The following is a 26,964-nucleotide window of genomic DNA, read 5'->3' on the forward strand; positions in this document are numbered from 1 at the left end:
TCGCGCCGTGTCTGCTTGCGCTTGCCGTTGTACTCCGCGTCGCCAAAGCTCAGCTGCATCGAGATCGTCCGCTCGGTTCGTTGATCCATTGTGGCAGTATCAGATGGAGTTGTTCAGACCTTCCCTAAGGCGAAGCCTGCGCCATCTGGCCTTTCAACTAACGTCTCCGAGTAATCAGGGCTGGCCTTCCAAAGCCCATCACTCAGCTGGAAGGTTATAGAGCTTCCATCTGGCCGAAACGCATTGATAGACTGCGTGTCCGTAGTCGCGCTCGTAGAGCGCTGAACCTCAAGGCTCCGATCAAAGAAATGACGCCATTGCGGCCCTAAAGAAGTTGATGTTACAGCTTGAGAGCTATTGTAAAAACGACGGAAAACTAGCCCGCTTGCACCATCGTAGTCCGTGTCCTGACGATAGAAATTTCCAGTTGCGGTGTTGATCGGATCACCTTCGAAAACTGATCCAGGCTTGTTCGTAGCAGCCGCACTATCTCGGCTACCGCGCGGGCCGGTTCCATCTCGGCTAGCGCCGATGCCACCGCTACATGACATATTGCAGCTACCGAGATTCTTCTTCGGCGAGCCAACTGAATACTTTGTCGCCTCGACAAAATAACCTAGCCCTATTGGATCATTTGGCCACATCACGAAAGCGCCTGTGGTGGTCGAGCTATATTTAATAACTGGCCAAGACGAGCAACCGGCTGGTTTCGAGATGCATCCCTTCGTCATCTGGCCAACGAGCCACTCTGCGCCTGCGCTAGCAGACCCAAATGATCGGCTGCCATAAATCGAGTTTACGTAATAGGGTGCGCCATAGTAAGAAGCCGCACTTACATTAAATGAGGCCACTAACAACAGCCCTATTGAGGAAAAAAGCCTCAGAAGCTCAATAACTTTGGAATTAGTCTTCCCCACATCACTCTCCCTGTGAAAAATTTTAAGATGGCTTGCGTTTTTTATATTTCTTGAGTCAGAAATTTGACACCACGATTCGCGAAGGCTAGCTGTAACGCAACTCCACGTCAACACTCAATTAGAAAATTCTTATCTATTTCACTTCATCTCCATAAACTTGGTTAGCACGTCAATGTTGCTGCTTTTTGTCATTGGATAGATCTTCTTGAAAGTACTTTCAGATGTAGAGGTATCAGCATTTAGAGCAGTTAACAGAACCGCTGCGCAACCGTTCGGCGTGCGCAGGCGCCGCTCGGAATCCTCATGTACCGCACGCCCCGCAGACCTCGCTGGGCTGGTTCGACGGCCGCGCCGTGCTGGACCGCCGCTCGCACACCCTGCCGCTGATCGACCTGCGCCGCTGGCTGGGCGTGCCTGCCGAACAACCGCCGCTATTGACGGTGGTGCTGCTGCAGGCCGGCGAAACCCGCTTCGGCCTGGTGGTGGACCAGGTGCGCGGCCGCGAGGAAGTGGTGATCAAGCCCCTGCCCCGTGCCCTGCGCGGCCTGCCCGGCTACGCCGGCGCCACCCTGATCGGCGACGGCCGCATGGCGCTGATCCTGGATGTGGATGGCTTGCGCTCCAGCGATCATTGAGGTTGGGGATTCGGGATTCGGGAATCGGGAATCGGGAATCGGGAATCGGGAATCGTCAAGACGATCCTGGTCGCCTGATCTAACGACAACGGCCGCGTACTGCGGCCGTTGTCGTTTCACTACAAGCATCGCTGTTGATCTATGTCGCTACGCGCGCAGGCATGGGCGCGATGATTTGGCGACGGTCAGGCTGCCGTGGAAGTGAACCTGGAATCGTTATTTCCCGTTGTGCGCTGGTGTGGCTGCGACGCTAGTGGCATCCGGCACCGAGGTCAATCGCAAGGGGTCTGGCAGCCGCAGCATCATCGCCGCACGCTGCGCGCCTTGGCCGGCACCTCCACCGGCGGCAACACCTCCATCAGCAGCTGCCCTTCGCTGGCGGTGATGCGCAGCTTGGTGCCGATGGCAAAGCCCAGTTGTTCCAGCCATAGGCCGCTGAGGCGGACGTGCGGCACGTGCTGGTCGCCGGCGTGGTCGTGGGCCCCGGGGTAATGGGTGTAGCTGACGGTGCATTGGCGCGGGCGGCGGGCGCGGCGGGGTGCGCGTAGCGTGCCGGGGCCTTGCGGAGAGGCGTCCGGGTCGGGCGGCAGCATCGGTGGCAGCTTCGTGCGGTCGGGTTCCACAACAACCCACTGCACCCGCTTGGGCGGCGCGGGGCGTGTGCGGGTGGGCCGTGCGCTGGCAGATGCCGTGGGTGGGCGGCGGCGTGTCATGGCGCCTCCGGGTGGTCGTTGGTGGATGCGGCAACGCACTGCTGCAACGCCACGGCTCTGCGTGCGAACCAGCGGCGCAAGGTGTGCGGCAACACAGCGGACTTGCAACTCAGCGGATGCGCGCAATGGGCGCTCACCTGCTCAACAGCTGCGCGCGCGTCGAGCCGGCGCAGCACCTCGCCCACATTCCACCGCAAGCGGTGAGCGAAGGTTGGCAACAGATCAACCGGCACAGATGCCGGCATGGATGGTGCGGTAGACATGGCAACGCCCTCCTGGAACAACCCAAGAACCGCCGCCAACGGCGACGGGATGTCGGGAGGTTCGAAACCGCACGTAGCCGGCGGGCATATTCCCCTTGCGGGTGTTGTATTAGCCGCCCTCCCGACGCAGGCATTGCGTCGGCTTGTACCTGCGGGATGCAGGCACAAAAAACCCACCGGTTTGACGGAGGTGGGTACCGCTACGTGAGGAGTTTCGACGCTCCTTGGGCCTAGATTGCAAGTACGCGGTCCGGCGTGTCAATACACGCTGGCAGGCCTCGCGCGGCTATGTGCGCCGCTGGCGCAGTTCCATAAGAGCCACGCAAGCCGAGCGCCCTCGCCTGATAAGTGCACCTAACCCCATTACGCCATTACGCTAGCCCGGGTGATCCGGTCGCTGGAGCAGATCACCGAGTGGCGCGGCAAGCCCGCCGTGATCCGCTGCGACAACGGCCCTGAGTACATCAGTGGCGCGTTGCTGTCCTGCGCGCAGCGGCATGGCATCCGGGTCGAGCACATCCAGCCGGGCAAGCCGCAGCAGAACGCCTACGTCGAACGCTACAACCGCACCATCCGCTCCGCCTAGCTCGCCCGAACCCTGTTCGAAACCATCGACCAGGTGCAGGACAAAGCCACCCGCTGGCTATGGACGTACAACCACGAGCGTCCGAATATGGCGCTCGGCGGCATCACGCCTGCCATGAAGTTGGCGATGGCCGCTTAGCTCCACTTCTGGCGATCGCTAAAAGCGGAGCGATTACCGTTAGAGCACAGCCCGCCTGCACGGGTCCGTAGCAATTGGTCCTGTAGATGGCCCTTCCGCTGCCCAAGAATTGAGTGAGGAGAGCGTACGTCGTGAGATCCGTGAGGTTTTCGAAGCAGTTTTCGCTACTTCTTCAAGAGGCCCATCTTGCAAAGAATTCGATCCTGTCCGGATTTGATCTGCTCTTGAAAGCCGAGTTCGGTGCGGATAAGGACGGGTACTTCTATTCCGCCTTTTTCCACCTCTCCATCGGAATTGAGAGAATTCTGAAGCTGGCGGTAGTTGTGGACTACATGATCAAGAACGATCTGAAGGCCCCCACAAAGAGCCAGCTAAGGTCCTACGGCCATGACATTGCCGGCCTGTTCGCCACCCGCAATGGGTTGCTTAAGGTCTATCGACCTTCGGCCGCACAGAAGGACGCGGTAGGTGTTGATGATCAAATTGTAGAGTTCCTTTCTCGTTTTGCCGTGTCAACCAGGTACTTCAATCTGGACGAAATCTCCTCATCTGACGCAAGCAGTGCGTCGAAGTCGCCGTTGTACGAGTGGTGGAACATTTGCGCTGCCCTCTACGATGAGTTCACTCCTTGGAGCGTGCGAGAAAAGCAGTCCTTGCAGCTTATGTACTCTATGGATCGGCAGAGGATTCCCAATGGCTTCACATGGGAGCTAGATGCGACCGGCCACCCGATGACCGTGTTTGATCAGCTCAATCGTAGGCGTATTGGCAAAAAGTCTTCGCACCTTGCTGTATGGCGGATGGTCGAACTTCTTAGGCCGGTTCATTTCCTCTTGGATGACATGGGGCGGCTGGCCCATCAAAAGGAGGCTGAAAAAGGTGAGAGTCTTCCTCTAGTGCCGCACTTTGAAGACTTCTTCTGGTTCCTCTTGGCAAATCGGTCTGACATCATGAAGAGGAAGTCGTCGTGGTTGCGCCTATTCAATTCCTGAGCTGAAGGGGTCTACTGGGGGCTCTTATCGGCGTTCTGCGCCCTTGCGCAAGCGACTCCGTTTCTGCTCCCGTAGCAGGCTTGAACCGCCATTCCTGCTGCTTGAATAACGGTTCCAAGTTCACTTCTTTACCATCGCGCCCATACCGCCACGCGGCAGGCATGGGCGCGACACGTTGGCGCTAGAACTTGTAGGTCAGCCCGAGGTACGCCAGCCGGCCGGCGTAGCCGCCGGTATAGAAGCGGGCGCGGGTGTCTTCGCCTAGGTGCGAGCGTGACTCCTGCTTGGTCAGGTTCAGCACCGAGGCGGTGAGGCTGAGCGCCGGGGTGATGTTGTACGCCGCGTTCAGATCGACCTGGTAGTACGGCTCCTCAAAGACGTTCAACCCGTTGACCAGGCCTTGCACCAGCTCGCCGCGACGGTTGTACGAGGCGCGCAGCAGCAGGCTGTCGGTCTCGTAGAACACGGTGAGGTTGGTCTGGTTTCTGGCGCTGCCCGGCATGGAGGTCTTGCCGGCCTCGGTGCCATCCTCCAGCCGCACCGCCGCCTTGCTGGCATCGTTGTAGGTGTAGTTGAACTGCACACCAAGGCCGAACGGCAGCGTGTGCTGCGCGTAGAGCTCCACACCCTGCGAGACCGCGTCCTGGCCGCCGGCCTGGGTGCTGTAGTTCTGCACGGTGACCGGTTGCCCGTCGACCATCATGTTCACGTCGCTGATGACGTCGACCGCAAAGTTCTCCACGTTCTTGCGGAACAGTCCCACACCTGCCACCGAGCCCGGCTGGAAATACCATTCCAGCCCCAGGTCGAACTGGTTGGCCTTGTACGGCTCCAGGTTCTTGTTGCTGCCCGAGCCGTACCAGCCCTGCTCGCTGGCACCGCCGGTCAGGCGCCGGTCGGCCACGTACTCGGGACTGTAAAACTCCAGGCTGCCGGGCGCGGCGATGTCGTTGTAGCTGGGACGTGCGATCACCTTGGCGGCTGCCGCACGCAGCAGCAGGTTCTCGGTCAGGTCGTAGGCCAGGTTGAAACTCGGCAGCACGTCGGTGTAGTTGCGGTCCAGCCCGCTGACCACGAACGACTCGGTGCGTTGCACGCTGTCAGCCAAGCGCCAGTAGCCTTCGGTCCCGCAATAGGTGTCGGCCGGGGCGCCGCCGGGCATGGCGGCGCCCTGCTGGCAGGCCAGCGGATTGCCGTCGGCGCCATCGAAGAAGTAGTCGTTGTAGGCGGTCACCTTGTCGGTGGAATCGGCACGCTGGCCGGTGCGCGCCACCCGCACGCCGACGTTGCCACGCAGCCGCTCGGTGTGGAAGTTGAGTTGCAGGTAGGTGGAATAGATCTCCTCGTCGACGTTGTAGACGAAGTTGTCTTCGCTGCGGGTCTGCATCGCACCGTAGGTCTGGTTCAAATAGCCGATGTAGCCCGGGAAGTTGATCGCCGGGAACGCGCTGGCGTTGACGCCACCGGCCAGGTTGTCCTGCGCGAACAGCAGGCCCGGCGAGAACTGGGTGGCGATGGCATTGCAGCGCCCGTTCCAGTAGCGGTTTTCATAGTCGCTTGGATCGGTGCCCGGGCACACCCAGTAGTTGTTGCCGGTACTGCGGTGGATGCCGCCGTCGCGACGCTTGAGGCCGAACTGCAGCGAGTCGACGACCTCGCCATCGAAATGCCAGGTGGTATCGATCTGTGCGTACTGCTGCTGATTGGTGTTGCGGGTCCAGGACGAGCCGGTCGAGCCCAGGTCCACCTGCAGGATGCCGTCGCGCAGGTTCTGCATCAGCTGCGGCGAGAATGTCATGGACGGCGTGCCGGTCAGGTCCCAGGCGCTGGCGAAGTTGCCGTTGCTCCAGCTGCCGTCGGCGTTCTGCAGGCGCGGCTTGATCGGCAGGGAGAACTGCAGCTCCGGCCCGCCCTTGGCCCAGGTGCGGCCGACCTTGAACGCCACGTCCACCTGCTCGCCACGCCATTCGCCGCCCAGGTCCACCGTCTGCGACTGCGATTTCTCGATGTTGTAGCTGCCGGTGATCTGCGGCGTCGGCACGGTGCAATCGTCCGAGCCCCAGCCGCCCGGCGGCAGGCCGGCCGCGGCGGCCTGCGCCTCGCTGCAATAATAGGTCTTGCCCGGACGCAGGCTGTAGGCGGCGCCAGTGACGATGGTGCCGCTGGGATCGAACTGCAGCCCGTCGAGCAGACGGCCGCCGCGCCAGTTGCCGTCGCCGTTATAGCGGGCAATGTTCCACTCGGGAATCTTGATGGTATTGGTCTGCGAGTCCTGCGACAGGTCGAAGCGGAAGTAGTTCGCGGTCAGCGTCAGGTCGTCGGTCGGCTTGAACTGCAAGGTCAGTTGCCCACCCTTGCGCTCGCGCTCCTCGCGTTTGGCGTCCAGGCTGACCGCCGTCGGCATCATGAAACCGGTGTAGTAATTGCTGTCCTGGTCCCAGAAACCGGTACCGCCCCACCAGTTGGCGTTGAAGTCCGACGGATTTCCATTCACGTCGACCGCCGGGCCGACTTCGTCGCGGCCGTACCACTGCCAGCTCTCGGTACTGGCATTGAGCGTGCGAGCGGTGCGCTTCTGCTGCGTGTAGCCCACGAAGACACCGAAGCGGTTGTCCTTGTCGTGCCACGAGTACGAACCGGAGAACTGGCCGTCGGTCTTCTTGCTGGTATCCGACCAGGTGCCCTCGGCCGAGACGAAGCCGGAATGTGGCTCCAGTTCCAGCGGGCGCCGCGTCTGCAGGATCACCGTGCCGCCGATGCCGCCTTCGTCGATGCGTGCTTCCGGGGTCTTGTACAGCTCCGCACTGCCCAGCAGGTTCGATGGCAGCAGCGTGTAGTTGAACGAACGCGTCGGGTCGCCGTTGGATTCGGCGGTGGCAATGTAGTTGCCGTTCAATTCGGTCAGCACCAGCTCCGAGGACAGGCCGCGCACACTGACATTCTTGCCTTCGCCGCCGTCGCGGCTGATGACCACGCCGGGCACGCGCTGCAGCGCATCGGCCACGTTCTTGTCGGGGAACTTGCCCACGTCCTCGGCGGTGATCACATCGACCACGGCGTTGGCGTTGCGCTTCTGCTCCAGGCTTTTTTCGATCGCGTAGCGGTAGCCGGTCACCGTCACCGCGTCCAGGTCCGTGGCCTGCACCTGGGCCTGACCCGCGGGCGCTGGCGTGCCGTCGGCCTGCTGGGCGGCAGCGGTGGTAGAGGCGGCGCTCGCGAACAAGGCGATGGCGATACCGGCGGACAGCCTGCTGCGGTTGCGTGCGAATGGCGTGCAGTTCATTTCGATCATGCTCTCTCAAAAGTGATCGGCTTCGGCGGATTTGCGTCGATCCAACAAGCGGACAAGACCCCTACGCGAGTGACACAGAAACATCCGGCGCCGTTGCGGCAATCCGGCCCCTCCTCTTGCGTCCGCTTCCGCGCAACTACAATTAGATCGTTCTAATGCAGTGGAAAACTAAGTATCACAGCCCATGCGGCAGCGCATTCTGCCCCGCAACAGGCCGCGGCGTTGTAAGGCATCCACGATGACCGGTCGGGCTCGCTACGCTTGCATGCGGCACGGCACAGCCTGCTTCGTCGAAGGCAGCAGCAGCTCGATCACGGCCAGCAAAACGCCCTCGCCCGCATCCGCGCGCAAGCGGTTTACCGAAGCGCCTGCACACCCCCCATCATTTGCAACCGGGCTCAGCCATAGACAGGGTCGACATGCGTGTTGACTCATTCCAGGACATGGCCACCACACGCCGCTTGGCTGCCATCGCCATCGCCACGGCAATCCGTACAACCTCTGCCCCAAGGTGGCCCGTCCCCTCACCCCAACCCCTCTCCCGCAAGCGGGAGAGAGATAAGGGGCTTGTGCAGACGACTTCGTCCTTCTCCCGCGTTCGGAGAGGGTGCCCGAATGGCATGCGATTTCATCCATCTCCTGCATGCGTTCGTCCTCCTGCGTGCGTGCGTTCGTCCCTTCTCCCGCGCGCGGGGGAAGGTGCCCGAAGGGCGGATGGGGGCGGCATCGCCGACAGGGATGCCGCCGAGAGTCGATCAACACAGACGCTCCCCAGATGAAAACGCACCAGTCTTTTGGTATTGGCCGCGTGGTCACGATGCGCTACGGCTCCAATGAAGCGCAAGCGAAGCGCCCGCGCCCGCCAGTTCAACCCCGAGGTGCCCGTCCCCTCGCCCCACCCCCTCTCCCGCAAGCGGGATCGGGGCTCGTGCAGAACCGGCTCCAATGACGCGCACGCGGCGCGCACGCAAGGAAGCGGGCGCAGACCTCAGAACGACAACTTTCTGGCGCTCTCGACCATCTGGCTCTATCAAGTCCGCCGCGCCTGGGCCGATACCGCTTGCATGGACAGATTGAGCATCATCGGACTGGTGCTGGCGATCGTGGCGATCGTCGGCGGCAGCGTATTGAAAGGCGCCGGCATTTCGTCGCTGTGGTCGCCGGCTGCCTTCGTGATCGTGATCGTTGGCACGGTGGCGGCGATCCTGCTGCACACCTCGCCGGCGGTTTTCCGGCGCGCCTTCAAGATCCTGCGCTGGGTGATCCGGCCGCCTGCCAGCGACCGGCCGCAGCTGGTCGCCCGCATCGTGGAATGGAGCAATACCGCACGTCGCCAGGGCCTGCTCGGCCTGGAGGACCAGTTGCCGCGCCTGGATGATCCGTTCCTGCGCAAGGGCCTGCAGATGCTGGTCGATGGCGTGGAGCCGGAGGCCATGCGCCACATGCTGGAAATCGAAATGGACAACCAGGAGCGTCAGGATCTTGCCGCGGCCAAGGTGTTCGAGGGCATGGGCATCTACGCGCCCACGCTGGGCATCATCGGCGCGGTCCTTGGCCTGATGGCGGTGATGAAGAACCTGGCCGACCCGGCCATGCTCGGCCACGGCATCGCGGCGGCCTTCACCGCCACCATCTACGGCATTGCCTCGGCCAACCTGCTGTTTCTGCCGGTGGCGGCCAAGCTCAAGAGCGTGATCCATTGCAGTACCAACGAGCGCGAAATGGCGATCGAAGGGCTGATTGCGATCGCCCAGGGCGAGAACCCGCGCAACATCGAGTCGAAATTGGCAGGCTACTTGCATTAACCCGCCATGGCCCGTCGTCGCAAACACCACGAAGAACATGGCAACCACGAAGCGTGGGCGATTCCGTACGCCGACCTGATGACCTTGCTGCTGGCGTTCTTCGTGGTGATGTACGCCATTTCCTCGCTCAACGAGGGCAAATACAAGGTCATGGCACAGGCGCTGACCAGTGCGTTCGGCGGCTCGTCCACCAGTGCCAGCCCGGTGCAGCTGGGCAAGACCCAGAGCCTGGGCGCCGACTACGACCGCCCGTCGGTGATCAAGGCCGGCGCGCCGATGGCCGCCTCCAACGGCCCCACCGACCCCACCCTGCTGCCGTCGATGGCCGCGCAGATGCGCATGCCGGTGTCGCTGCGCAACCAGACCCAGCTGGCACGCGCGCAGCGGCAGATGGATGCGGTGGAGCAGCAGCTGAGCAAGACGCTGTCGCCGCTGATCGACAAGAAACTCATCACCATCCGCCGCAACGACCTGTGGATCGAAGTGGAGATCAACAGCGACATCCTGTTCGGCACCGGCTCGGCCACCCTGGCCGGCGGCGCCCGCGGGACGCTGTCCACCCTGGCGTCGGTGCTGCGCGATGCGCCCAACGGCGTGCGCGTGGAGGGTTATACCGACAACCAGCCCATCGCCACTGCGCAGTTCCCCTCCAATTGGGAGCTGTCGGCGGCGCGTGCGGCCAGCGTGGTGCACCTGTTTGCCGACGACGGCATCGCCCCGCAGCGATTGGCGATGGTGGGCTATGGAGAATTCCGCGCACGTGCCGATAACAGCACTGAGGCGGGACGGAATGCGAACCGGCGTGTGGTGTTGATCATCCTCGCTGACTCGGCTGGCTCACTCGCACCCGATCCGCCATCGCAGTTACATGCGACCGCCGCCGGGGCGCCCAAGCTTCCCAAGTCTGACGGCGGCCAAACGGCCGTCACCACCGAAAGCGGCACAAGTTCCGTCCCCGCCGTAATTCAAGGAGTGCAGTGACATGCGTATCTGGGCAATCGCCAACCAAAAGGGCGGCGTCGGCAAGACCACCACGACCCTGGCACTGGGTCGCGGCCTGGCCGCGCTCGGCCACCGCGTCTTGTTGATCGACCTCGATCCGCACTCCTCGCTCACCCGCGCGTTCGGCGTGGCGGTCGACCCGCCGCCGCGCGGGGTACTGGACCTGTTCGGCACCCCGCCGAGCGATCTGGCCAGCCTGGCGCACGAAAGCGCCATCCCCGGCCTGTCGTACGTGTGCGCGCAAGCCGCACTGGCCACGCTGGAGCGCCGTAGCGCCAATCAACCCGGCCTGGGCCTGGCGTTGCAGAACGCGATGACCCGCCACGCCGGCCAACACGACTACATCCTGCTCGACTGCCCGCCCACCCTCGGCCTGCTGATGATCAACGCATTGGCCGCCTGCGACCGCGTGGTGGTGCCGACCCAGGCCGAACCCCTTGCCCTGCATGGTCTTGCCAGCATGGTGCGCACCGCCGACATGGTGCAGCGCTCGCGTCGCCGCGAACTGCCGGTGTCGATCCTGCCGACCCTGTTCGACCGCCGCACCCGCGCCGGCAACGAAACGCTCAAGGAAATGCAGACCACCTACGGCCCGGTGGTGTGGGAAGACGCCGTTCCGATGGACACCCGTATCTGCAATGCCGCCGCACTCACCGTCCCCGCCACCGGCGGTGACTATCAGGGCCGCGGCCTGTCCGCCTATCGGCGCGCGCTGGAATGGGTGCTGGCCGATGACGCGATGCGCATGGAGCAAGCCGCATGAGCAACCACACCGCCAACGGTGAGCTGGACGATTATCTGGAAGGCTTGCTGCACGATGCCGGCGTGGAGATTCCCGCTGCCGTCGCAAGCACGCCGGTCGCTGTTCCCATCGCGGCAGAGCCGGCCGCCGAGCCGGCCGCGGCGCTTGCCGCGATCGAAGACAGCGACCTCGCTGTCGCCGACGCGCCGGTTGCGGTCGCCGCACCACCAGACGTCATTGCCGCCGATCTGCTGGCCGACATGCGTCCGGAGCCGGCCCTCGCCATGCCGGTTGTCGCCACACCCAGTGCTGCCGACATCGCCGCCGATTTCCTGGCCGAAATGGATGCCGATCCTGCCTTCGCGCCGGTCGCCGCCAAGCCCAGCGCCGACGACATCGCTGCCGACTTCCTCGCCGAAATGGATGCCGACCCCGCCTTTGCGCCGGTCGTCGCCAAGCCCAGCGCCGCAGACATCGCTGCCGACTTCCTGGCCGAAATGGATGCCGACCCCGCCTTCGGGCCGCCGGTGGTTGCCGCACCGAGCGCTGCCGACATCGCCGCCGATTTCCTGGCCGAGATGGATGCAGACCCGGCGTTCGCTCCGGCCACACCCAGCGCGTTCCTGAGCACGGCCGATCTGCTGGCAGAAATGGACGCCGACCCCGCCTTTGGAACCGCACCATCTTCGGTGGACCTGCTGACTGCCGATCTGCTGGCAGAAATGGATGCCGACCCGGCCTTCGGGCTGGAGCCCGCAGCGGTCGCCGTACAAGCGCCTGCGCCAGCTCCTGCCGCGCTGCCGCCACGCGCGGCCCCGGCACCTGCCCGCGCCGCGCCGGGGCCGATCGCACCGACCGGGCTGCAGGCGCTGCTGGCTCCTGGCCAGGCCGACAAGATCCACGCCGAACGCCGCGCCAGCGAACGCAGCACCCGCTGGCTGCGCCTGCGCTGTGGCGAACAGACCTATGCGCTGGAACTGCTCAAGGTGCAGGAAGTGGTGCTGCCAGTGCCATTGCTGCCATTGCGCGGCACGCCCAGCGCCATGCTGGGCATCATGAACCTGCGTGGCCAGGTGGTGCCGGTGATCGATCTGGGCATCCACCTTGGCTCAACGCCGGTGGACATGGACCTGCAGACGCGGGTGGTGGTGCTGGAAGAAAACGGCGAGACCATGGGCCTGCGCGTGTCGGCCGTGGAAGACGTCACCAGCCTCACCGACCAGCAGATCGAACCGCCGGACAACGCCCGGCTGTGCCGCATCTCCAACAACCTGTTCCGCGGCGTCGCGCGCCTGGGCCATCAGCCGATGATCCTGCTCGATGCCACGCACCTGCTGCACTGAAACGCGCGTGAACCTGACCCCAGGCTTGCACAATCTGGCGTCTGGCCGATTCACCGTTAAAGCTTTCCCGCCCCCCGCCGTTAGTACGCATAGAACCATCCGTTCGGAGCAACAATGAGCACAGTGACATTGGGTGAGGATCTCGGCATCGAGACCAGCGCCGACCTCAAGCAGAAGCTTGCCGGATTCCTCACCCAGGACGGCGACCTGGTGCTTGATGCCGGTGAAGTCCGGCGTATCCACACCGCCAGCGTGCAGTTGCTCTGCGCCTTCGTACAGAGCCGCCGCCAGGCCGGTCTGCATACCGAATTCGATGGCTGTAACGACACCTTTAGGGATGCGGCCCGTCTGCTCGGCGTCACTGACGCGCTCGGACTTCCCGCATCCAATGACAACCTGAAATCTGTGGAGAACGCCGCATGAGCGCACGTATCTTGGTGGTGGACGATTCGGCGTCGATGCGCCAGATGGTCTCTTTCGCCCTCACCTCTGCCGGCTTTGCCGTCGAAGAAGCCGAAGACGGCGCCGTTGCGCTGGGCCGTGCGAAGGGCCAGCGCTTCAATGCGGTGGTCACCGACGTGAACATGCCCAACATGGACGGCATCTCGTTGATCCGCGAGCTGCGCCAGCTGCCGGACTACAAGTTCACCCCGATGCTGATGCTCACCACCGAATCGGCGGCCGACAAGAAGTCCGAAGGCAAGGCCGCCGGTGCCACCGGTTGGTTGGTCAAGCCGTTCAATCCAGAACAGCTGATCGCCACCGTGCAGAAAGTTCTCGGTTAATCCTTACTCGCTTCACCATCGGATCTCACGCCCATGAGCATGGACCTGCAACGTTTCCACGCCACCTTTTTCGAGGAAAGCCGTGAAGGGCTCGACGCGATGGAGGCCGGGCTGTTGTCCCTTGAAGAGGGCAACCGCGACCCGGAAATCATCAACTCGGTGTTCCGCGCCGCGCACTCCATCAAGGGCGGCGCTGCCACCTTCGGGTTCGAGGCCGTCGCCGGCCTGACCCACGTGCTGGAAACGCTGCTGGACGAGCTGCGCTCCAACAAGCGCCAGCTCGAAGCCAATGCGGTCGATGCCATGCTGGGCTCGGTCGACGTGCTGCGCGCCCTGCTGCGCGAAGCCGAACACGGCACCCCGGCCGACCCGGCCGCGGTCAAGGCCGTGCATACCCGCCTCAACGCGGTGCTGGCCGGCGAAGCGCCGACCGCTGCGGTGGTGGCCAAGCCCAAGGAAGAAGAACCCGAAGCCTGGCACATCGGTTTCACCCCGGCGCCGTCGCTGTTCATGAGCGGCAACGACCCGCTGCGCATCATCCGCGAGCTGGAGCATCTGGGCCCGCTGCAGATCGCCGCGCGCCTGGAGCGCATGCCGGGCTTTGAAAACATCGACCCGCTGGAAGCGTATCTGGCGTGGGATCTGGGCCTGATCGGCAAGATTCCGCGCAGCAAGATCGAAGACACCTTCGCCTGGGTGGTGGACGATTGCGAGCTGGACATCCGCCCGATGGCGGTGCCCGGCCCGCCGCCGAGCCTGGCGGTGGACGCCGTCACTCCTGTGGCCGCCGTTGCACCGGTCGCTGCCGCTGCCGCTGCCGCATCCGCTGAACCCGCTGCCGCTGCCGCAACGCCGGCCAAGGCTGCCGCCGCAGAAGCCGAGAGCTCCATCCGCGTCAGCGTGGACAAGGTCGATGCACTGATCAACCTGGTCGGCGAGTTGGTGATTACCCAGGCCATGCTCAAGCAGGTCTCCACCGGCCTGGACCCGGCGCATGCCGAACAGCTGTTCGCCGGCCTGGACCTGCTCGAGCGCAACACCCGCGATCTGCAGGAAGCGGTCATCGGCGTGCGCATGCTGCCGGTGGACGCGGTGTTCCGTCGCTTCCCGCGCCTGGTGCGCGACCTCTCCAGCCGCCTCGGCAAACAGGTCCGCCTGCGCACGATTGGCGAAAGCACGGAGCTGGACAAGGGGCTGATCGAAAAGATCGCCGACCCGCTCGTCCATCTGGTGCGCAACTCCATCGACCACGGTCTGGAAATGCCCGATGCGCGCCGCGCCGCGGGCAAGGAAGAAACCGGCACCATTACCCTGGCGGCCTCGCATCAGGGTGGCCACATCGTGATCGAAGTCAGCGACGACGGCCGTGGCCTCAATCGCGCCAAGATCCTGGAAAAGGCGGCCGAACGCGGTATTGCCGTGCCGGACAACCCGACCGACTCGCAGGTCTGGGACCTGATCTTCGCGCCCGGCTTCTCCACCGCCGATGCCGTCACCGACCTGTCCGGTCGTGGCGTTGGCATGGACGTGGTCCGCCGCAACATCCAGGGCTTGGGTGGCGAAGTACAGCTGGAAAGCAACGCCGGCAGCGGGACCCGCGTGTTGATCCGTCTGCCGCTGACCCTGGCCATCCTTGACGGCATGACCGTCTCGGTCGCCGGCGAAACCCTGATCCTGCCGCTGTCCTACGTGCTCGAAGCACTGCAGCCGGCGCCGGAAGATGTCCGCTCGATGGCGGGCGACGGCCGGGTGCTGCGGGTGCGCGGCGAGTATCTGCCGATCCTCTCGCTCACCAATTACTACGGCTTCGGCGGGCAGCAGTCCTCCAAGGAATCGCTGGTGGTGGTGGTCGAAGGCGACGGCCAGAAGATCGCGCTGGAAGTGGACGAACTGCTCGGCCAGCAGCAGGTGGTGGTCAAGAACATCGAGAACAACTACCGCCGCATCCCCGGCGTCTCCGGCGCCACCATCCTCGGCGATGGCCGTGTGTCGCTGATCGTGGACATCGGCGGGCTGGTGCGCTCGTTGAAGGTGCCGCAGGCCGCGTAAGGCAACACCACCGCGGCACGGATGCCGCGGCAGTCAACTCCATGATGCGATCGACGAACGATCGGCCGTGGAGTGATCGCCAGCAGTATGGGGACTGCCGGCATCAGCACCACCCGCCCGGCCCGACACGACCGGCGGGAGATTCTGGCCCTTTGTCCGGATCTTTCGACTCTGCCATCGTCATTCGCCCAACCACTGACGGGCGCCCACGAGGCCAGTCGTTCTCTGCAACACGAGAAGACCGCTATGAACTGGTTCCGTAATCTTGCCGTTGCCCGCAAGTTGGCCGTGGCGTTTTCCTTCACCGCATTGATCACCTTGAGCCTGGGCGTGTTTGCGCTGGCGCGCATGCAGTCGAGCGCACACCTGTTGCGCGAGATCGGCAACGTGTGGGCGCCGGCGGTTCAGCAGCTGAGCGAAATGCGCGCCTTGCTGGGCGAATTCCGCACCTACGAACTTGCCCAGCTGGCACACGCCGACGATCCGAAGGCGGTGCAGAATTATTTCGAACGCATGGACAAGGCGCGTGCCGACGTCGATGCGGCGCAGAGCGCCTATGCCAAGACCACCACGCCCGGCAAGGAGGCCGAGCTGTATGGCGAGGTCAAGCAGAAGCTGGCCGATTACTACAAGGCTAACGCGGCGCTCAGTGCCGCCGTGCGTGCCGGCGATGTGGTCACTGCAAACAGCGTGTCCGACGAGCAATCGCGGCCGGCGCGGCGCGACCTGTTCGCCAAGCTGGTAGAACTGACCAAGTTCAATACCGCCCACATGAACAGCGAAATCGCCGCGGCCGAAGCCACCTACCAGCGCTCGGTGAAGGTGATGATTGCGGCAATGGCGCTGGCGGTCCTGCTGGCCGCCTTTGCCGGCTGGTTCATTGCCCGCAGCATCGCCGGCCCGCTCGGCCGCGCCACCCGCGTAGCCGGGGCCATTGCCCGCGGCAAGCTGGACAACACCATCCAGGTCGATAGCCGCGACGAAGCCGGGCAGCTGCTGGCGAGCATGCAGGGCATGCAGCATCAGCTGCAGGCCGTGCTGGCGGCGCAGTCGGAAATGGCGCAGCGCCATGATGCCGGCCAGATCAGCTACCGCATGGATCCGCAGGCATTTCCCGGCGATTTCGGCACGATGGTGCACGACACCAACAGCCTGGTCGGTGCGCATGTGACCGTGCAGACCAGCCTGGCGCAGATCATGTCGCGCTATGCCATCGGCGACCTGAGCCAGGACATGCAGCGTTTGCCCGGCGAAAAGGCCGTGCTCAGCGAGACCATGGATACCGTCAAGGCGAACCTCTCGGCGATGAACCGCGAGATCAAGACGCTGGCGCAGGCCGCGGCCAATGGCGATTTCAGCGTGCGCGGCGATGCGCAGCGCTTCCAGTACGACTTCCACGCCATGGTGGACAGCCTCAATCAGCTGATGGCCACTGCCGATGCCAACCTGGCCTCGCTATCCAAGGTGCTGCAGGCCATTGCCGCCGGCGATCTGAGCGAACGCATGCACGGCCAGTTCCATGGTGTGTTCGCGCAGATGCGCGACGATGCCAATGCCACCACCGAACAGCTCTCGCGCATCGTCGGGCGCATCCAGCACGCCACCACCTCGATCAATACCGCCGCCAGCGAAATCGCCGCCGGCAACCAGGATCTGTCGCAGCGCACCGAGCAACAGGCGGCCAACCTGGAGGAAACCGCCGCGTCGATGGAAGAGCTCACCTCCACCGTCAAGCAGAATGCCGAACACGCGCGCCAGGCCAACCAGCTTGCGATTGGCGCCGCCTCGGTCGCCTCGCAGGGCGGCGCGGTGGTGGCGCAGGTGGTCACCACCATGTCCGGCATCGAGGTCTCGTCGAAGAAGATCGCCGAGATCATCAGCGTCATCGACGGCATCGCGTTCCAGACCAACATCCTGGCCTTGAACGCAGCCGTGGAAGCGGCACGTGCCGGCGAACAGGGCCGCGGCTTTGCGGTGGTGGCCAGCGAAGTGCGTACCCTCGCCCAACGCTCGGCCGGCGCGGCCAAGGAGATCAAGCACCTGATCGACGACTCGGTCGGCAAGGTCGCCGAAGGCTCGTTGCTGGTGGACCAGGCCGGCAAGACCATGGCCGACATCGTGGCCAGCGTGCAGCGCGTGACCGACATCATGGGCGAGATCTCTGCCGCCTCGCAGGAGCAATCGGCCGGTATCGAGCAGGTCAACCTGACCGTGACACAGATGGACGAAGCTACCCAGCAGAACGCTGCGCTGGTGGAAGAAGCCACTGCCGCTGCCCGTGCGATGGAAGACCAGGCCGGCCAGTTGTCGGATGCCGTGGCGATCTTCAAGCTGCAGGCCGCGCATGCGGTGACGGTGGCACCGGCACGCACCGCGCCGACGCCGCTGAAGCCGGTGAAAAAAGCCGCCATCAAATCCGCTGCCGCTCCGGCTGCCACCGCGCCCAAGACACGCGCGGCCACACGCCCGGCGCTGGCAGCCGCGTCCAACGGTGACACCAGCTGGCACGAGTTCTGACGCAACCGGTGTGATCGGCTGCGGTTGCGCAGCCTCCATGCACAGGCCCCGGCAGCGATGTCGGGGCCTGTGCGTTTGTGTGCGCACGTATCTGCCACTCGGCAATGTCGGCGGCCGGAACCCATTTGCGCATGTGGCATGTCGCAGCCCGCTGTCGGTGTGCGCGCACGATCAGCGGCATTGGCGCGCTTCATCCGCGCGTGCGGCTTGGCTGCCTGCGGCCAGAACAATGAACGCAGGCATGCTGCATTGCAGCATTCGAGTTCAGAAATTCCGCTGGCGAACGCTACCGGTGTACCTCTTTCCCACCCTCCCCTTCAGAGAACACCATGAAATTCCTGCATTCCATGACCGTCGGGCGACGCCTGGCGTTGGCATTCGCGTTGCTGATCATCCTGCTGGCCGGCTCCACCACGCTGGCGCTGTACGAATTCAAGACCGTCAAACACCAGGTCTCCATCATCATCGAAGTCAACAATCGCAAGGCCGCGCTGCTCAACCGGATGCGCGAAAGCAACATGCTCGGAGAACGCTACATTCGCGACTTCATGCTGGCCAGTCCGCAGCAGCTGCCTGCCGTCGACGCACAGCTCAAGGCCAACCGCGACCATTACGCACAGCTCTGGGCAGTGTTGAAGCAACTGCCCACCAATGGCGATGGCATGCGTGCACGGCAGGCCATCGAAGACAGCCTGACCGCTGCGCGCGCCACCAACAACCGCCTGCTCGGCATGGTGCGCGACGGCAATCTGGACGGCGCAAAGCACTTACTGCAGGGGCAGGCGCAGCCACTGCTGGAACGCCGCTCCAAGGCAATCGCCGCTGCCGTGGAACTGCAGAACCAGCAGAATGCCGCCGGGGCCGACACCATCCTCAGCAGCGTTGCACTGGCCAACCGCGCGCTGATCGCCTTCGGCCTGCTGTCGGCCGGCCTGGCCGCCGCGCTGGCGTGGCTGATCTCGCGCAGCCTGGTGCGGCCGCTGAAGCAGGCCACCCAGGTGGCGGAGGCCATCGCGCACGGTGATCTGGACAACCCGATCGGCCCGCAGCCCGGCGATGAACCTGGCCAGCTGTTGACCAGCATGCGCGGCATGCAGGACCAGCTCAAATCCGTTTCCGCCGCACAGCAGGAGATGGCGCGCCAGCACAACAATGGCCAGATCAGCTTCCGCATGGACCAGGACGCATTTCCAGGCGAATACGGCAGCATGGTGCGCGATACCAATGCGCTGGTGGATGCGCATATCGCGGTGAAGATGCAGCTGGCGCAGATCATGTCGCGCTACGCCATCGGCGACCTGAGCCAGGACATGGACCGCTTGCCGGGCGAAGAGGCCGTGCTCAGCGACACCATGGACGCCGTCAAGGCCAACCTGAGGGCGATGAACAGCCAGATCACGCTGCTGGCCCAGGCGGCCGCCGATGGCGACTTCAGCGTGCGCGGCGATACCGCGCGTTTTCAGCATGATTTCCTGGCGATGGTGGAGAGCCTAAACCGGCTGATGGCCACTGCCGACGGCAACCTGGGCGCGCTGTCCAGGGTGCTGCAGGCCATCGCCGCCGGCGATCTGACCGAGCGCATGCATGGCCAGTTCAATGGTGTGTTCGCGCAGATGCGCGACGACGCCAACGCCACCACCGAACAGCTCTCGAGCATCGTCGGGCGCATCCAGCAGGCCACCACGTCGATCAATGCAGCTGCCAGCGATATCGCCTCGGGCAATGGCGATCTGTCGCAGCGTACCGAGCAGCAGGCGGCGAACCTGGAAGAAACCGCCGCGTCGATGGAAGAGCTTACCTCCACGGTCAGGCAGAACGCCGAGGGCGCGCGTCAGGCCAACCAGCTGGCGATCGGCGCGGCCGCCGTGGCCTCGCAAGGTGGCGACGTGGTCGGTAAGGTGGTGGCGACCATGGCCGGCATCGAGGCCTCGTCCAAGAAGATCGCCGACATCATCAGCGTCATCGACGGCATCGCCTTCCAGACCAATATCCTGGCCTTGAACGCCGCGGTGGAAGCGGCGCGTGCCGGCGACCAGGGGCGCGGCTTTGCGGTGGTGGCCAGCGAAGTACGCACGCTCGCCCAACGCTCGGCCGGCGCGGCCAAGGAGATCAAGCAGCTGATCGACGACTCGGTCGGCAAGGTCGCCGAGGGCTCGGTGCTGGTGGATCAGGCCGGCAAGACCATGGCCGAGATCGTCGCCAGCGTGCAGCGCGTGACCGACATCATGGGCGAGATCTCCGCTGCATCGCAGGAGCAGTCCGCCGGTATCGAGCAGGTCAACCTGACCGTGACGCAGATGGACGAAGCTACCCAGCAAAACGCTGCGCTGGTGGAAGAAGCCACCGCGGCGGCACGCGCGATGGAAGACCAGGCCGGCCAGTTGTCCGACGCCGTGTCGATTTTCAAGATCCACGCCGGCGCAGTGCAACCCGCCGCCGCAACCCGACCTGCGCCCCTGCGCCTGTCGGGCATCACTCCCAAATCGGGGGCTAGCCTGGGTGCCCCGGCAAAGCGCACAGACAAAAACGTGCCATCGCGTGTGTTGCGCCCGGCCCTGGTGAGCACCCTGGACAAGGAGGCCAGCTGGCGCGAGTTTTAAGTCACCGATCCGTTGACCACTTCCCCTCGCATCCTCGTACACACGGCCCGACTGGAGCAGTCAACAGAACGCCGCCAGCAGTCGTCAGGTAAGCGCGGAAGACGGTGACATAGCGGAAGACACAAGCAACGCATGTTCGTTCCGAGCACCGGCCGCGCCAGCCTGGCAGCTGGGCTTCAGTGTTTTGACGCGCTCAGGCAGCGCCAGTGACCGTACAGTTGCTGCACGGCAACCTCCAAGACGCCCCGGCCCGTGCCGGGGCGTCCTGCCATTCAACCTCCGCGCTCCCGGCAGAATCACCAATCCCCTGCCATTGCCGATTTCACGAAGCCAACGATTCACCGCAGGGAGATACCGCTGGTCGAAACGTGATCAAGCGCAAGCAGATGCGGCCGATACAACCAGCACTGAGGGCCGCGCTGCCCGCGCCAGGTTGAAGGAAGTCCGCATGCATATCGCCAATTCCATCCGCTCCGCTCGCCCGTTGCTGGCTGCCGTCTTTGCCGTTGCCTTGCTGGTAGCCGGCGCCTCGATGCCGCCCTCGTTCGCGGCGCCGGCCGCGCCGGTATCGGTTCTGCTGGACAGCGTGCCGGTCACGGCACTGCAGTCGCTGGCCGTCGATCTGGTGCAGCTGCGCGAAGAGCAGCGTGCCCAGCTCGCCGCCTTGCACGATCCGGCGCAGGTGCAGGCCTACGACGAACGCCTGGGCAACCTGCGTCAACGCATCGCCCGGCACGCCGGATACTTCCAGGCCACCGCGCCGCGCGGCGAGCAGGCTCGCCAGTTCGCCGTGGTGCAGCAGCAGCTTGGCCAATACCTGGCGCAACACCGCCAGGCCAACCGCGCCCTGCATGCCGGCGATCTGCACGACGCCCAGGTCTTGTCGCTCGGCCATGCCGGCGATACCCGCCAGGTGCTATGGACCGAACTGCAGAATCTGCAGGCCTCGGTGGCCAGCAGCGGCAAGCCACCGCGTCACTAAGAGGGCCAACAGAACTACTGCGCAGCCGTCAGGCGGGCGCGGTCGGTGCTCGGAATCCTCATGTACCACTCGTACACGTCGGTTCCTGCGCGCCGCCCACACTTACCTGACGAGTGCTCGCGGCGTTCTGCTAGCCCCTCTAAGCGCATTCGGGCCCGACCCACCCGGCCGCACTGCCACCACCGCAATCATCGCCAGCCCCCACGCCGGCTTCTCGCGCATCGCTACGCTGCGGCCAGTCGTGCGTGTGCTGCCGTGTGCGCTGGCCTTGCATTAGCCAAGCCTGCGGCTCAGGTCGCGTAGTGGCAGCAAGGGCGCGGCACCGTCTTCCGCAACCGGTGGCGGCGCTAGCACACCTTGCGTCGGCCAATGCTCAACCTTTCTCTCTCCAGGTCGCTATTCGACTTATCCCGGTCACATTCCCTTAGTTGGATACCTGTCATGACGTTCAAGAGCTCGCTCGCAAAGACGTTGGCCAACGTGCCGCTCAAGCGCAAGTTTCTCGCCCAGACCGCGCTGATGGCGCTGGGCATCATCGCGCTGGCCATCGTTGCGGCACGCATGCAGTACGTTGATCTCACCGACACACGGCGCGATGGCCTCAAGAGCCAGATCGAAATGGCGATCGCGGTGGTCAACGGCTACGCCGAACGCGCCGAAAAAGGCGAGATGGACGTGGACACCGCCAAGAAGGCCGCGTTGAACACCTTGTCCACCATGCGCGCACGCGGTGGCGTGGACTACATCTACGTCACCGACCAGGCGCCGGTGATGCTGATGCACCCCACCCGCCCGGACCTCAACGGCAAGCCGTTGACCGATGTGCTCAGCCCGGACGGCAAGCGCATCTTTCCGGCGTTCGTGACCGCCGCGCAGGCCGGTGGCGGCTATGTCGATTACACCTGGGCCAAGCCCGGCCAGAAAGACCCGGTGCAGAAGACCTCGTACGCGGCGCTGTACAAGCCGTGGGGCTGGGTGATCGGCACCGGCGTGTACCTGGACGACACCCAATCGCAGGCGCTGGCATTCACCGGGGTGGTCACCCTGGCCGGCGGCGTGCTGGTGCTGCTCAACCTGTTGGTCGGCTGGATGATCGGCAACTCGATCCTGGAGCCGGTGGCACGCGCATTGGCGGCGATCAAGGGCGTGGCGCGCGGCGATCTGAGCGTGCGCACTGCCGCCCACGGCAACGATGAAATCGGCCAGATGCTCAAGGCCACCGACGAGATGGTGCACACCCTGGAGCGCTTCTCCGCGCAGACCAAGGTGATGATGCACATGCATGCCGGCGACGACGTCACCCACCGCATGCCGACCGATTTCCCCGGTGTCTATGGCGAATTGGCCACCGGCATCAACACCATGATCTTCGAGCACCTGGACGCCATCGTCGATGCCATCGGCATCCTCAACGACTATGCGCAGGGCGATCTGTCGCGCGATGCGGCGCGCCTGCCCGGCACCCGCGCAGTGCTGCACGAAGCGATGGACGCGGCCAAGGCCAGCCTGCTGGCGATCAACACCGAGATCAAGCGCCTGGCGCAGGCGGCCGCCGAAGGCGACTTCAGCCAGCGTGGCGATGCCACGCGCTTCAAGCACGATTCGGCGCGCATGATCAACGACCTCAACGCGATGATGGAGGTCAGCGACCGCAACCTGGGCAAGCTGTCCGAGCTACTGGCCGCGCTGGCCGAGGGCGACCTCACCGCGCGCATGGAAGGCCAGTTCCACGGCGTGTTTGCGCGCATGCGCGACGATGCCAACGCCACCGCAACGCAGCTGGCCGGCATCGTCGGGCGCATCCAGCAGGCCGCCGGTTCCATCACCGGCTCGGCCAGCGAAATCGCTGCCGGCAACAATGACCTGTCGCAGCGCACCGAGCAGCAGGCTGCCAATCTGGAAGAAACCGCTGCCTCGATGGAAGAGCTCACCTCCACCGTCAAGCAGAACGCCGAAAGCGCGCGCCAGGCCAACCAGTTGGCGATCGGCGCAGCCAGCGTCGCATCGCAGGGCGGCCAGGTGGTCAGCCAGGTGGTGGACACCATGTCCGGCATCGAAACCTCGTCCAGGAAGATCGCCGAGATCATCTCGGTCATCGATGGCATTGCGTTCCAGACCAACATCCTGGCGCTCAACGCAGCGGTGGAAGCGGCGCGCGCCGGCGAACAGGGCCGTGGCTTTGCGGTGGTCGCCAGCGAGGTGCGCACCCTGGCCCAGCGCTCGGCCGGCGCGGCCAAGGAGATCAAGCACCTGATCGACGATTCGGTCGGCAAGGTGGCGCAAGGTTCGGCACTGGTGGATCAGGCCGGCAAGACCATGGCCGAGATCGTGTCCTCGGTGCAGCGCGTCACCGACATCATGAGCGAGATTTCTGCTGCCTCGCAGGAGCAGTCGGCCGGCATCGAGCAGGTCAACCTCACCGTCACCCAGATGGATGAGAGCACCCAGCAGAACGCCGCACTGGTGGAAGAAGCCACCGCCGCAGCCAATGCGATGCAGCAGCAGGCGCGCCAGCTGGACGATGCGGTGTCGATCTTCCGGATCGAGGCCACGGTACAACCACACGCAGTTTCAGGTACGCGCGCACCCAAGTGCGTGGCTCTGGCGGCTTACTGAGCGCGGCAACACCACCTCGCGAGCAGTCGTCAGCCGGCTGTGGACGGTAAGCGGGAACCGGAATGTACGAGCGGTACACGACGGTTCCAAGCACCGCCCACGCCCGCCAGGAAGCTGCGCAGTAGCGTGATCAGCTGTTCCAACGCACCACCTCCACTTCGGCGGAATCTTTCCTCCCTTCTGCGGCCACGCCCATGACCTCCTCTTCCACGCACTCACGTTTCAGCGGACGCCTGGCGTACCGCCTGATGTTCGGTACTGCGGTCATCGCGTCGCTGTGCTTCGGCCTGACTGCAGCCATCACCTACTGGCAGAGCAGCCGTGCATTGAGCACCTCGGCGCAGGCCACGATGCAGAACGCCGCGCGCTACCAGGCCGAGCAGATCGGCAGCGAGCTCGGGCAGGCACTGACCACTGGTCAATCGCTGGCTACCACCTTGCTGGTGCAGCGTGCCAATGGTGGCCTCAGCCGCGATACCGCTGCGGCGCTCGTGCATGACCAGCTGCTGGACCATCCGGAATGGGTGGGCATGGGCACCTTGTGGGAAATCCAGGCCTTCGATGGCAAGGACAGCGAGTTCGCCAATGCCAAGGGCCACGACGCCACCGGCCGTTTCATGACCTATTGGGGACGCGACGGCCAGAAACTGGTGCGCGAACCGCTCACCGATTACGAAACCCCCGGCCTTGGCGACTGGAACCTCAAGCCGCGCGCACTGCTGCGCCAGACCGTGGCCGAACCCTACGACTACAAGATCGGCGGCAAGACCGTGCTGATGACCACCCTGTCCACGCCGATCCTGCAGGATGGCAAATACCTGGGCGCGGTCACCGTGGACGTGGCGCTGGCCGCCTTGCAGCAACGCCTGGGTGCCCTGCGCCCGATGCGCAGCGGTTATGTCGAACTGATCTCGCCCGCCGGCGTGGTGCTGTCCTCGCGCGATGGCGCACGCATCGGCAAGCCGGTGACCGATGCGCGGCATCGCAGCATGCTGGAGGCGATCAAGGCCGGCAAGGACTCGGTGGATTTCAGTCCCGATGCCGACGGCAGCGTCAGTGCGTATGTGCCGTTGCAGATCGGCAAGGCGCAGGAGCGCTTCGCACTGGGCGTGGTGGTGCCGTACGCAACCATCATGCAGCAGGCGCATCGCTTGCTGTGGACGATCCTGCTGGTAGGCCTGGGCTCGGCAGTGGTGCTCAGCGGCGCCTTGTTCCTGCTGCTGCGCCGCCAGGTGGTGCGTCCGCTGGAATCGGCGGTCGGCGTGGCCGACGCGATCGCCTCCGGCAAGCTCGATAACCACATCGCCGTGCAGCGCCAGGACGAAGTGGGCCGCCTGATGGGCGCCATGCAGCGGATGCAGGATGACCTGCGTGCACGGATCGAACGCGACACCGCCATCGCCAACGAAAACCTGCGGATCCGCACCGCGCTGGAACATTCCGAGATGGAAGTGTTGCTGGCCGACGAACAGCACAACGCAGTGTTCATCACCGAAGCGCTGCACACCTCGCTCAAGCACGGCGAACCCGCTTTCCATGCCAAGGGCCAGACCGGCTTCAGTGCCGATGCGGTGGTCGGCAAGCCGCTGGACTACGTGTTCGGTACCGACAGCGACGGCAAGGCGCGCTCGCAGCGGCTGCAGCAATTGCAGTCGACCACGCTGGAGCGCTACACCTTCGGTCCGGTGACCCTGGACCTGACCATGACCCCGCTCTACGCGGCCGATGGCCGTCGCAGCGGCAGCATGCTGCTGTGGCGCAATGTCAGCGCAGAAGTCAGCACGCAGAAGGAAGTGGCTGCACTGGTGCAGTCCGCCTTGATGGGCGATTTTGGCCAGCGGTTGGCACTCGAAGACAAGCATGGCTTCTACCTGGAATTTGGCCGCCAGCTCAACGGATTGCTGGAAACCACCTCGCAAGGCCTGGAGCGTATTTCCAGCCTGCTCAGCGCGCTGGCCGAAGGCGACCTCACCGTGCGCATGGATGGGCAGTTCGAAGGTGTGTTCGCGCGCATGCGCGACGATGCCAATGCCACGGTGGCGCAGCTGACCGGCATCGTGTCCGGCATCCAGACCTCGGCGACGCAGATCAATGCCGCCGCCAGCGAGATCGCGGCCGGCAATCAGGACCTGTCGCAACGCACCGAGCAACAGGCCGCCAACCTGGAAGAAACCGCCGCCTCGATGGAAGAGCTCACCTCCACCGTCAGGCAGAATGCCGAACACGCGCGCCAGGCCAACCAGCTCGCCATCGGCGCAGCCGATGTCGCCTCGCACGGCGGCAGCGTGGTCGCGCAGGTGGTCACCACCATGTCCGGCATCGAAACCTCTTCCAAGAAGATCGCCGAGATCATCTCCGTCATCGACGGCATCGCGTTCCAGACCAATATCCTGGCCTTGAACGCGGCCGTGGAAGCGGCGCGCGCCGGTGAACAGGGCCGCGGCTTTGCGGTGGTGGCCTCGGAAGTGCGCACCCTCGCCCAGCGCTCGGCCGGTGCGGCCAAGGAGATCAAGCACCTGATCGATGACTCGGTCGGCAAGGTGGCCGAGGGCTCGCACCTGGTCCACCAGGCAGGCACCACCATGGCCGAGATCGTGGCCAGCGTGCAGCGCGTGACCGACATCATGGGCGAAATTTCCGCGGCCTCGCAGGAGCAATCGGCCGGCATCGAACAGGTCAATCTCACCGTCACGCAGATGGATGAGGCCACCCAGCAGAACGCGGCCCTGGTCGAAGAAGCCACCGCTGCCGCGCGCGCGATGGAAGAACAGGCCGGCCAGCTCACCGACGCGGTGGCGGTGTTCAAGCTCAGCCAGACCGCCGCACCGGTGCAGGCCACAACGACCAGCAGCTCGGTGGTACGTGCCCTGCCCGCGCCCAAGCGCGCAACCGGCGGCGGCAAGCGCGTGGCTGCCCCGCTACGCCACACCGCCAAGCCTTCTGCGCACAACGCCGGCAACGATAGCCAGTGGCAGGACTTCTAGCAG

The 26,964-nt window shown here is 64.5% G+C and carries 16 protein-coding genes, 2 other RNA genes and 2 pseudogenes; 16 read left to right on the top strand and 4 right to left on the bottom strand.

Translation table 11 applies throughout. The features are described from left to right. Positions 1-113: 113 nt before the first annotated feature. Complete coding sequence (locus A7D17_RS24840) at positions 114-731, bottom strand: DUF6531 domain-containing protein (RefSeq protein ID WP_323209961.1); 618 nt, start codon at positions 729-731, stop codon at positions 114-116. 476 nt (positions 732-1,207) lie between these two features. Here A7D17_RS24840 and A7D17_RS08810 point away from each other — a divergent pair. After that, positions 1,208-1,552, top strand: a pseudogene (locus A7D17_RS08810) (chemotaxis protein CheW); the annotation flags it as partial. Positions 1,553-1,854: 302 nt separating this feature from the next. Here A7D17_RS08810 and A7D17_RS08815 read toward each other — a convergent pair. Beyond that, a complete protein-coding gene (locus A7D17_RS08815; protein WP_064508732.1) occupies positions 1,855-2,265 on the bottom strand; it encodes a SymE family type I addiction module toxin in 411 nt (136 codons plus the stop codon). A gap of 642 nt (positions 2,266-2,907) precedes the next feature. Here A7D17_RS08815 and A7D17_RS08825 point away from each other — a divergent pair. Together A7D17_RS08825 and A7D17_RS08830 are read left to right on the top strand one after the other, a co-directional pair. Then, positions 2,908-3,252, top strand: a pseudogene (locus A7D17_RS08825) (integrase core domain-containing protein); the annotation flags it as partial. 140 nt (positions 3,253-3,392) lie between these two features. After that, entirely contained in the window at positions 3,393-4,244 is an 852-nt protein-coding gene (locus A7D17_RS08830) for a hypothetical protein (RefSeq protein ID WP_204377352.1), read from the top strand. Between the two features lie 181 nt (positions 4,245-4,425). Here A7D17_RS08830 and A7D17_RS08835 read toward each other — a convergent pair whose 3' ends face one another. Next, positions 4,426-7,527 carry a TonB-dependent receptor gene (locus tag A7D17_RS08835; protein WP_064508807.1) on the bottom strand — a complete coding sequence of 1,034 codons (3,102 nt, stop codon included), beginning with the start codon at positions 7,525-7,527 and terminating at the stop codon, positions 4,426-4,428. A gap of 1,073 nt (positions 7,528-8,600) precedes the next feature. On the opposite strand from A7D17_RS08835, the gene A7D17_RS08840 reads away from it, so the two are divergent. The 12 genes from A7D17_RS08840 (at position 8,601) to A7D17_RS08895 (ending at position 23,977) form a co-directional block, all read left to right on the top strand. Next, positions 8,601-9,341 (top strand): flagellar motor protein, encoded by a 741-nt coding sequence (locus tag A7D17_RS08840; protein WP_064508734.1) that lies wholly within the window; start codon positions 8,601-8,603, stop codon positions 9,339-9,341. A 6-nt stretch (positions 9,342-9,347) separates the two neighbouring features. Beyond that, the gene (gene motD, locus A7D17_RS08845) at positions 9,348-10,322 is read left to right on the top strand and encodes a flagellar motor protein MotD (RefSeq protein ID WP_064508735.1); all 975 of its coding nucleotides are present in this window, start codon (positions 9,348-9,350) and stop codon (positions 10,320-10,322) included. A 1-nt stretch (position 10,323) separates the two neighbouring features. Next, positions 10,324-11,106 carry a ParA family protein gene (locus tag A7D17_RS08850; protein WP_064508736.1) on the top strand — a complete coding sequence of 261 codons (783 nt, stop codon included), beginning with the start codon at positions 10,324-10,326 and terminating at the stop codon, positions 11,104-11,106. Next, the gene (locus A7D17_RS08855) at positions 11,103-12,428 is read left to right on the top strand and encodes a chemotaxis protein CheW (protein WP_064508737.1); all 1,326 of its coding nucleotides are present in this window, start codon (positions 11,103-11,105) and stop codon (positions 12,426-12,428) included. Before A7D17_RS08850 ends, A7D17_RS08855 begins: the two co-directional genes overlap by 4 nt. 114 nt (positions 12,429-12,542) lie before the next feature. Continuing rightward, on the top strand, positions 12,543-12,851 hold the full coding sequence (locus A7D17_RS08860) for an STAS domain-containing protein (RefSeq protein WP_003489692.1): 309 nt from the start codon (positions 12,543-12,545) through the stop codon (positions 12,849-12,851). Then, positions 12,848-13,213, top strand: coding sequence for a response regulator (locus A7D17_RS08865; protein ID WP_002806565.1), 366 nt, complete (start codon positions 12,848-12,850; stop codon positions 13,211-13,213). Before A7D17_RS08860 ends, A7D17_RS08865 begins: the two co-directional genes overlap by 4 nt. A gap of 33 nt (positions 13,214-13,246) precedes the next feature. Beyond that, positions 13,247-15,262 carry a chemotaxis protein CheA gene (locus A7D17_RS08870; RefSeq protein ID WP_064508738.1) on the top strand — a complete coding sequence of 672 codons (2,016 nt, stop codon included), beginning with the start codon at positions 13,247-13,249 and terminating at the stop codon, positions 15,260-15,262. A gap of 246 nt (positions 15,263-15,508) precedes the next feature. Beyond that, the gene (locus A7D17_RS08875) at positions 15,509-17,779 is read left to right on the top strand and encodes a methyl-accepting chemotaxis protein (protein WP_064508739.1); all 2,271 of its coding nucleotides are present in this window, start codon (positions 15,509-15,511) and stop codon (positions 17,777-17,779) included. 329 nt (positions 17,780-18,108) lie between these two features. Next, positions 18,109-20,379 carry a methyl-accepting chemotaxis protein gene (locus A7D17_RS08880; RefSeq protein ID WP_064508740.1) on the top strand — a complete coding sequence of 757 codons (2,271 nt, stop codon included), beginning with the start codon at positions 18,109-18,111 and terminating at the stop codon, positions 20,377-20,379. 448 nt (positions 20,380-20,827) lie between these two features. After that, positions 20,828-21,361, top strand: coding sequence for a hypothetical protein (locus A7D17_RS08885; RefSeq protein ID WP_064508741.1), 534 nt, complete (start codon positions 20,828-20,830; stop codon positions 21,359-21,361). Between the two features lie 60 nt (positions 21,362-21,421). Continuing rightward, a non-coding RNA gene (locus tag A7D17_RS08890) (sX9 sRNA) lies at positions 21,422-21,497 on the top strand. A gap of 305 nt (positions 21,498-21,802) precedes the next feature. After that, on the top strand, positions 21,803-23,977 hold the full coding sequence (locus A7D17_RS08895) for a methyl-accepting chemotaxis protein (RefSeq protein ID WP_064508742.1): 2,175 nt from the start codon (positions 21,803-21,805) through the stop codon (positions 23,975-23,977). 4 nt (positions 23,978-23,981) lie between these two features. On the opposite strand, the gene A7D17_RS08900 is transcribed toward A7D17_RS08895, so the two are convergent. Then, positions 23,982-24,056, bottom strand: a non-coding RNA gene (locus tag A7D17_RS08900) — sX9 sRNA. A gap of 115 nt (positions 24,057-24,171) precedes the next feature. On the opposite strand from A7D17_RS08900, the gene A7D17_RS08905 reads away from it, so the two are divergent. Next, entirely contained in the window at positions 24,172-26,961 is a 2,790-nt protein-coding gene (locus tag A7D17_RS08905; RefSeq protein ID WP_064508743.1) for a methyl-accepting chemotaxis protein, read from the top strand. The last annotated feature ends 3 nt before the right edge of the window (positions 26,962-26,964 follow it).

The organism is Xanthomonas floridensis, from assembly GCF_001642575.1.
In the GTDB taxonomy this organism is placed as follows: Bacteria; Pseudomonadota; Gammaproteobacteria; order Xanthomonadales; family Xanthomonadaceae; genus Xanthomonas; species Xanthomonas floridensis.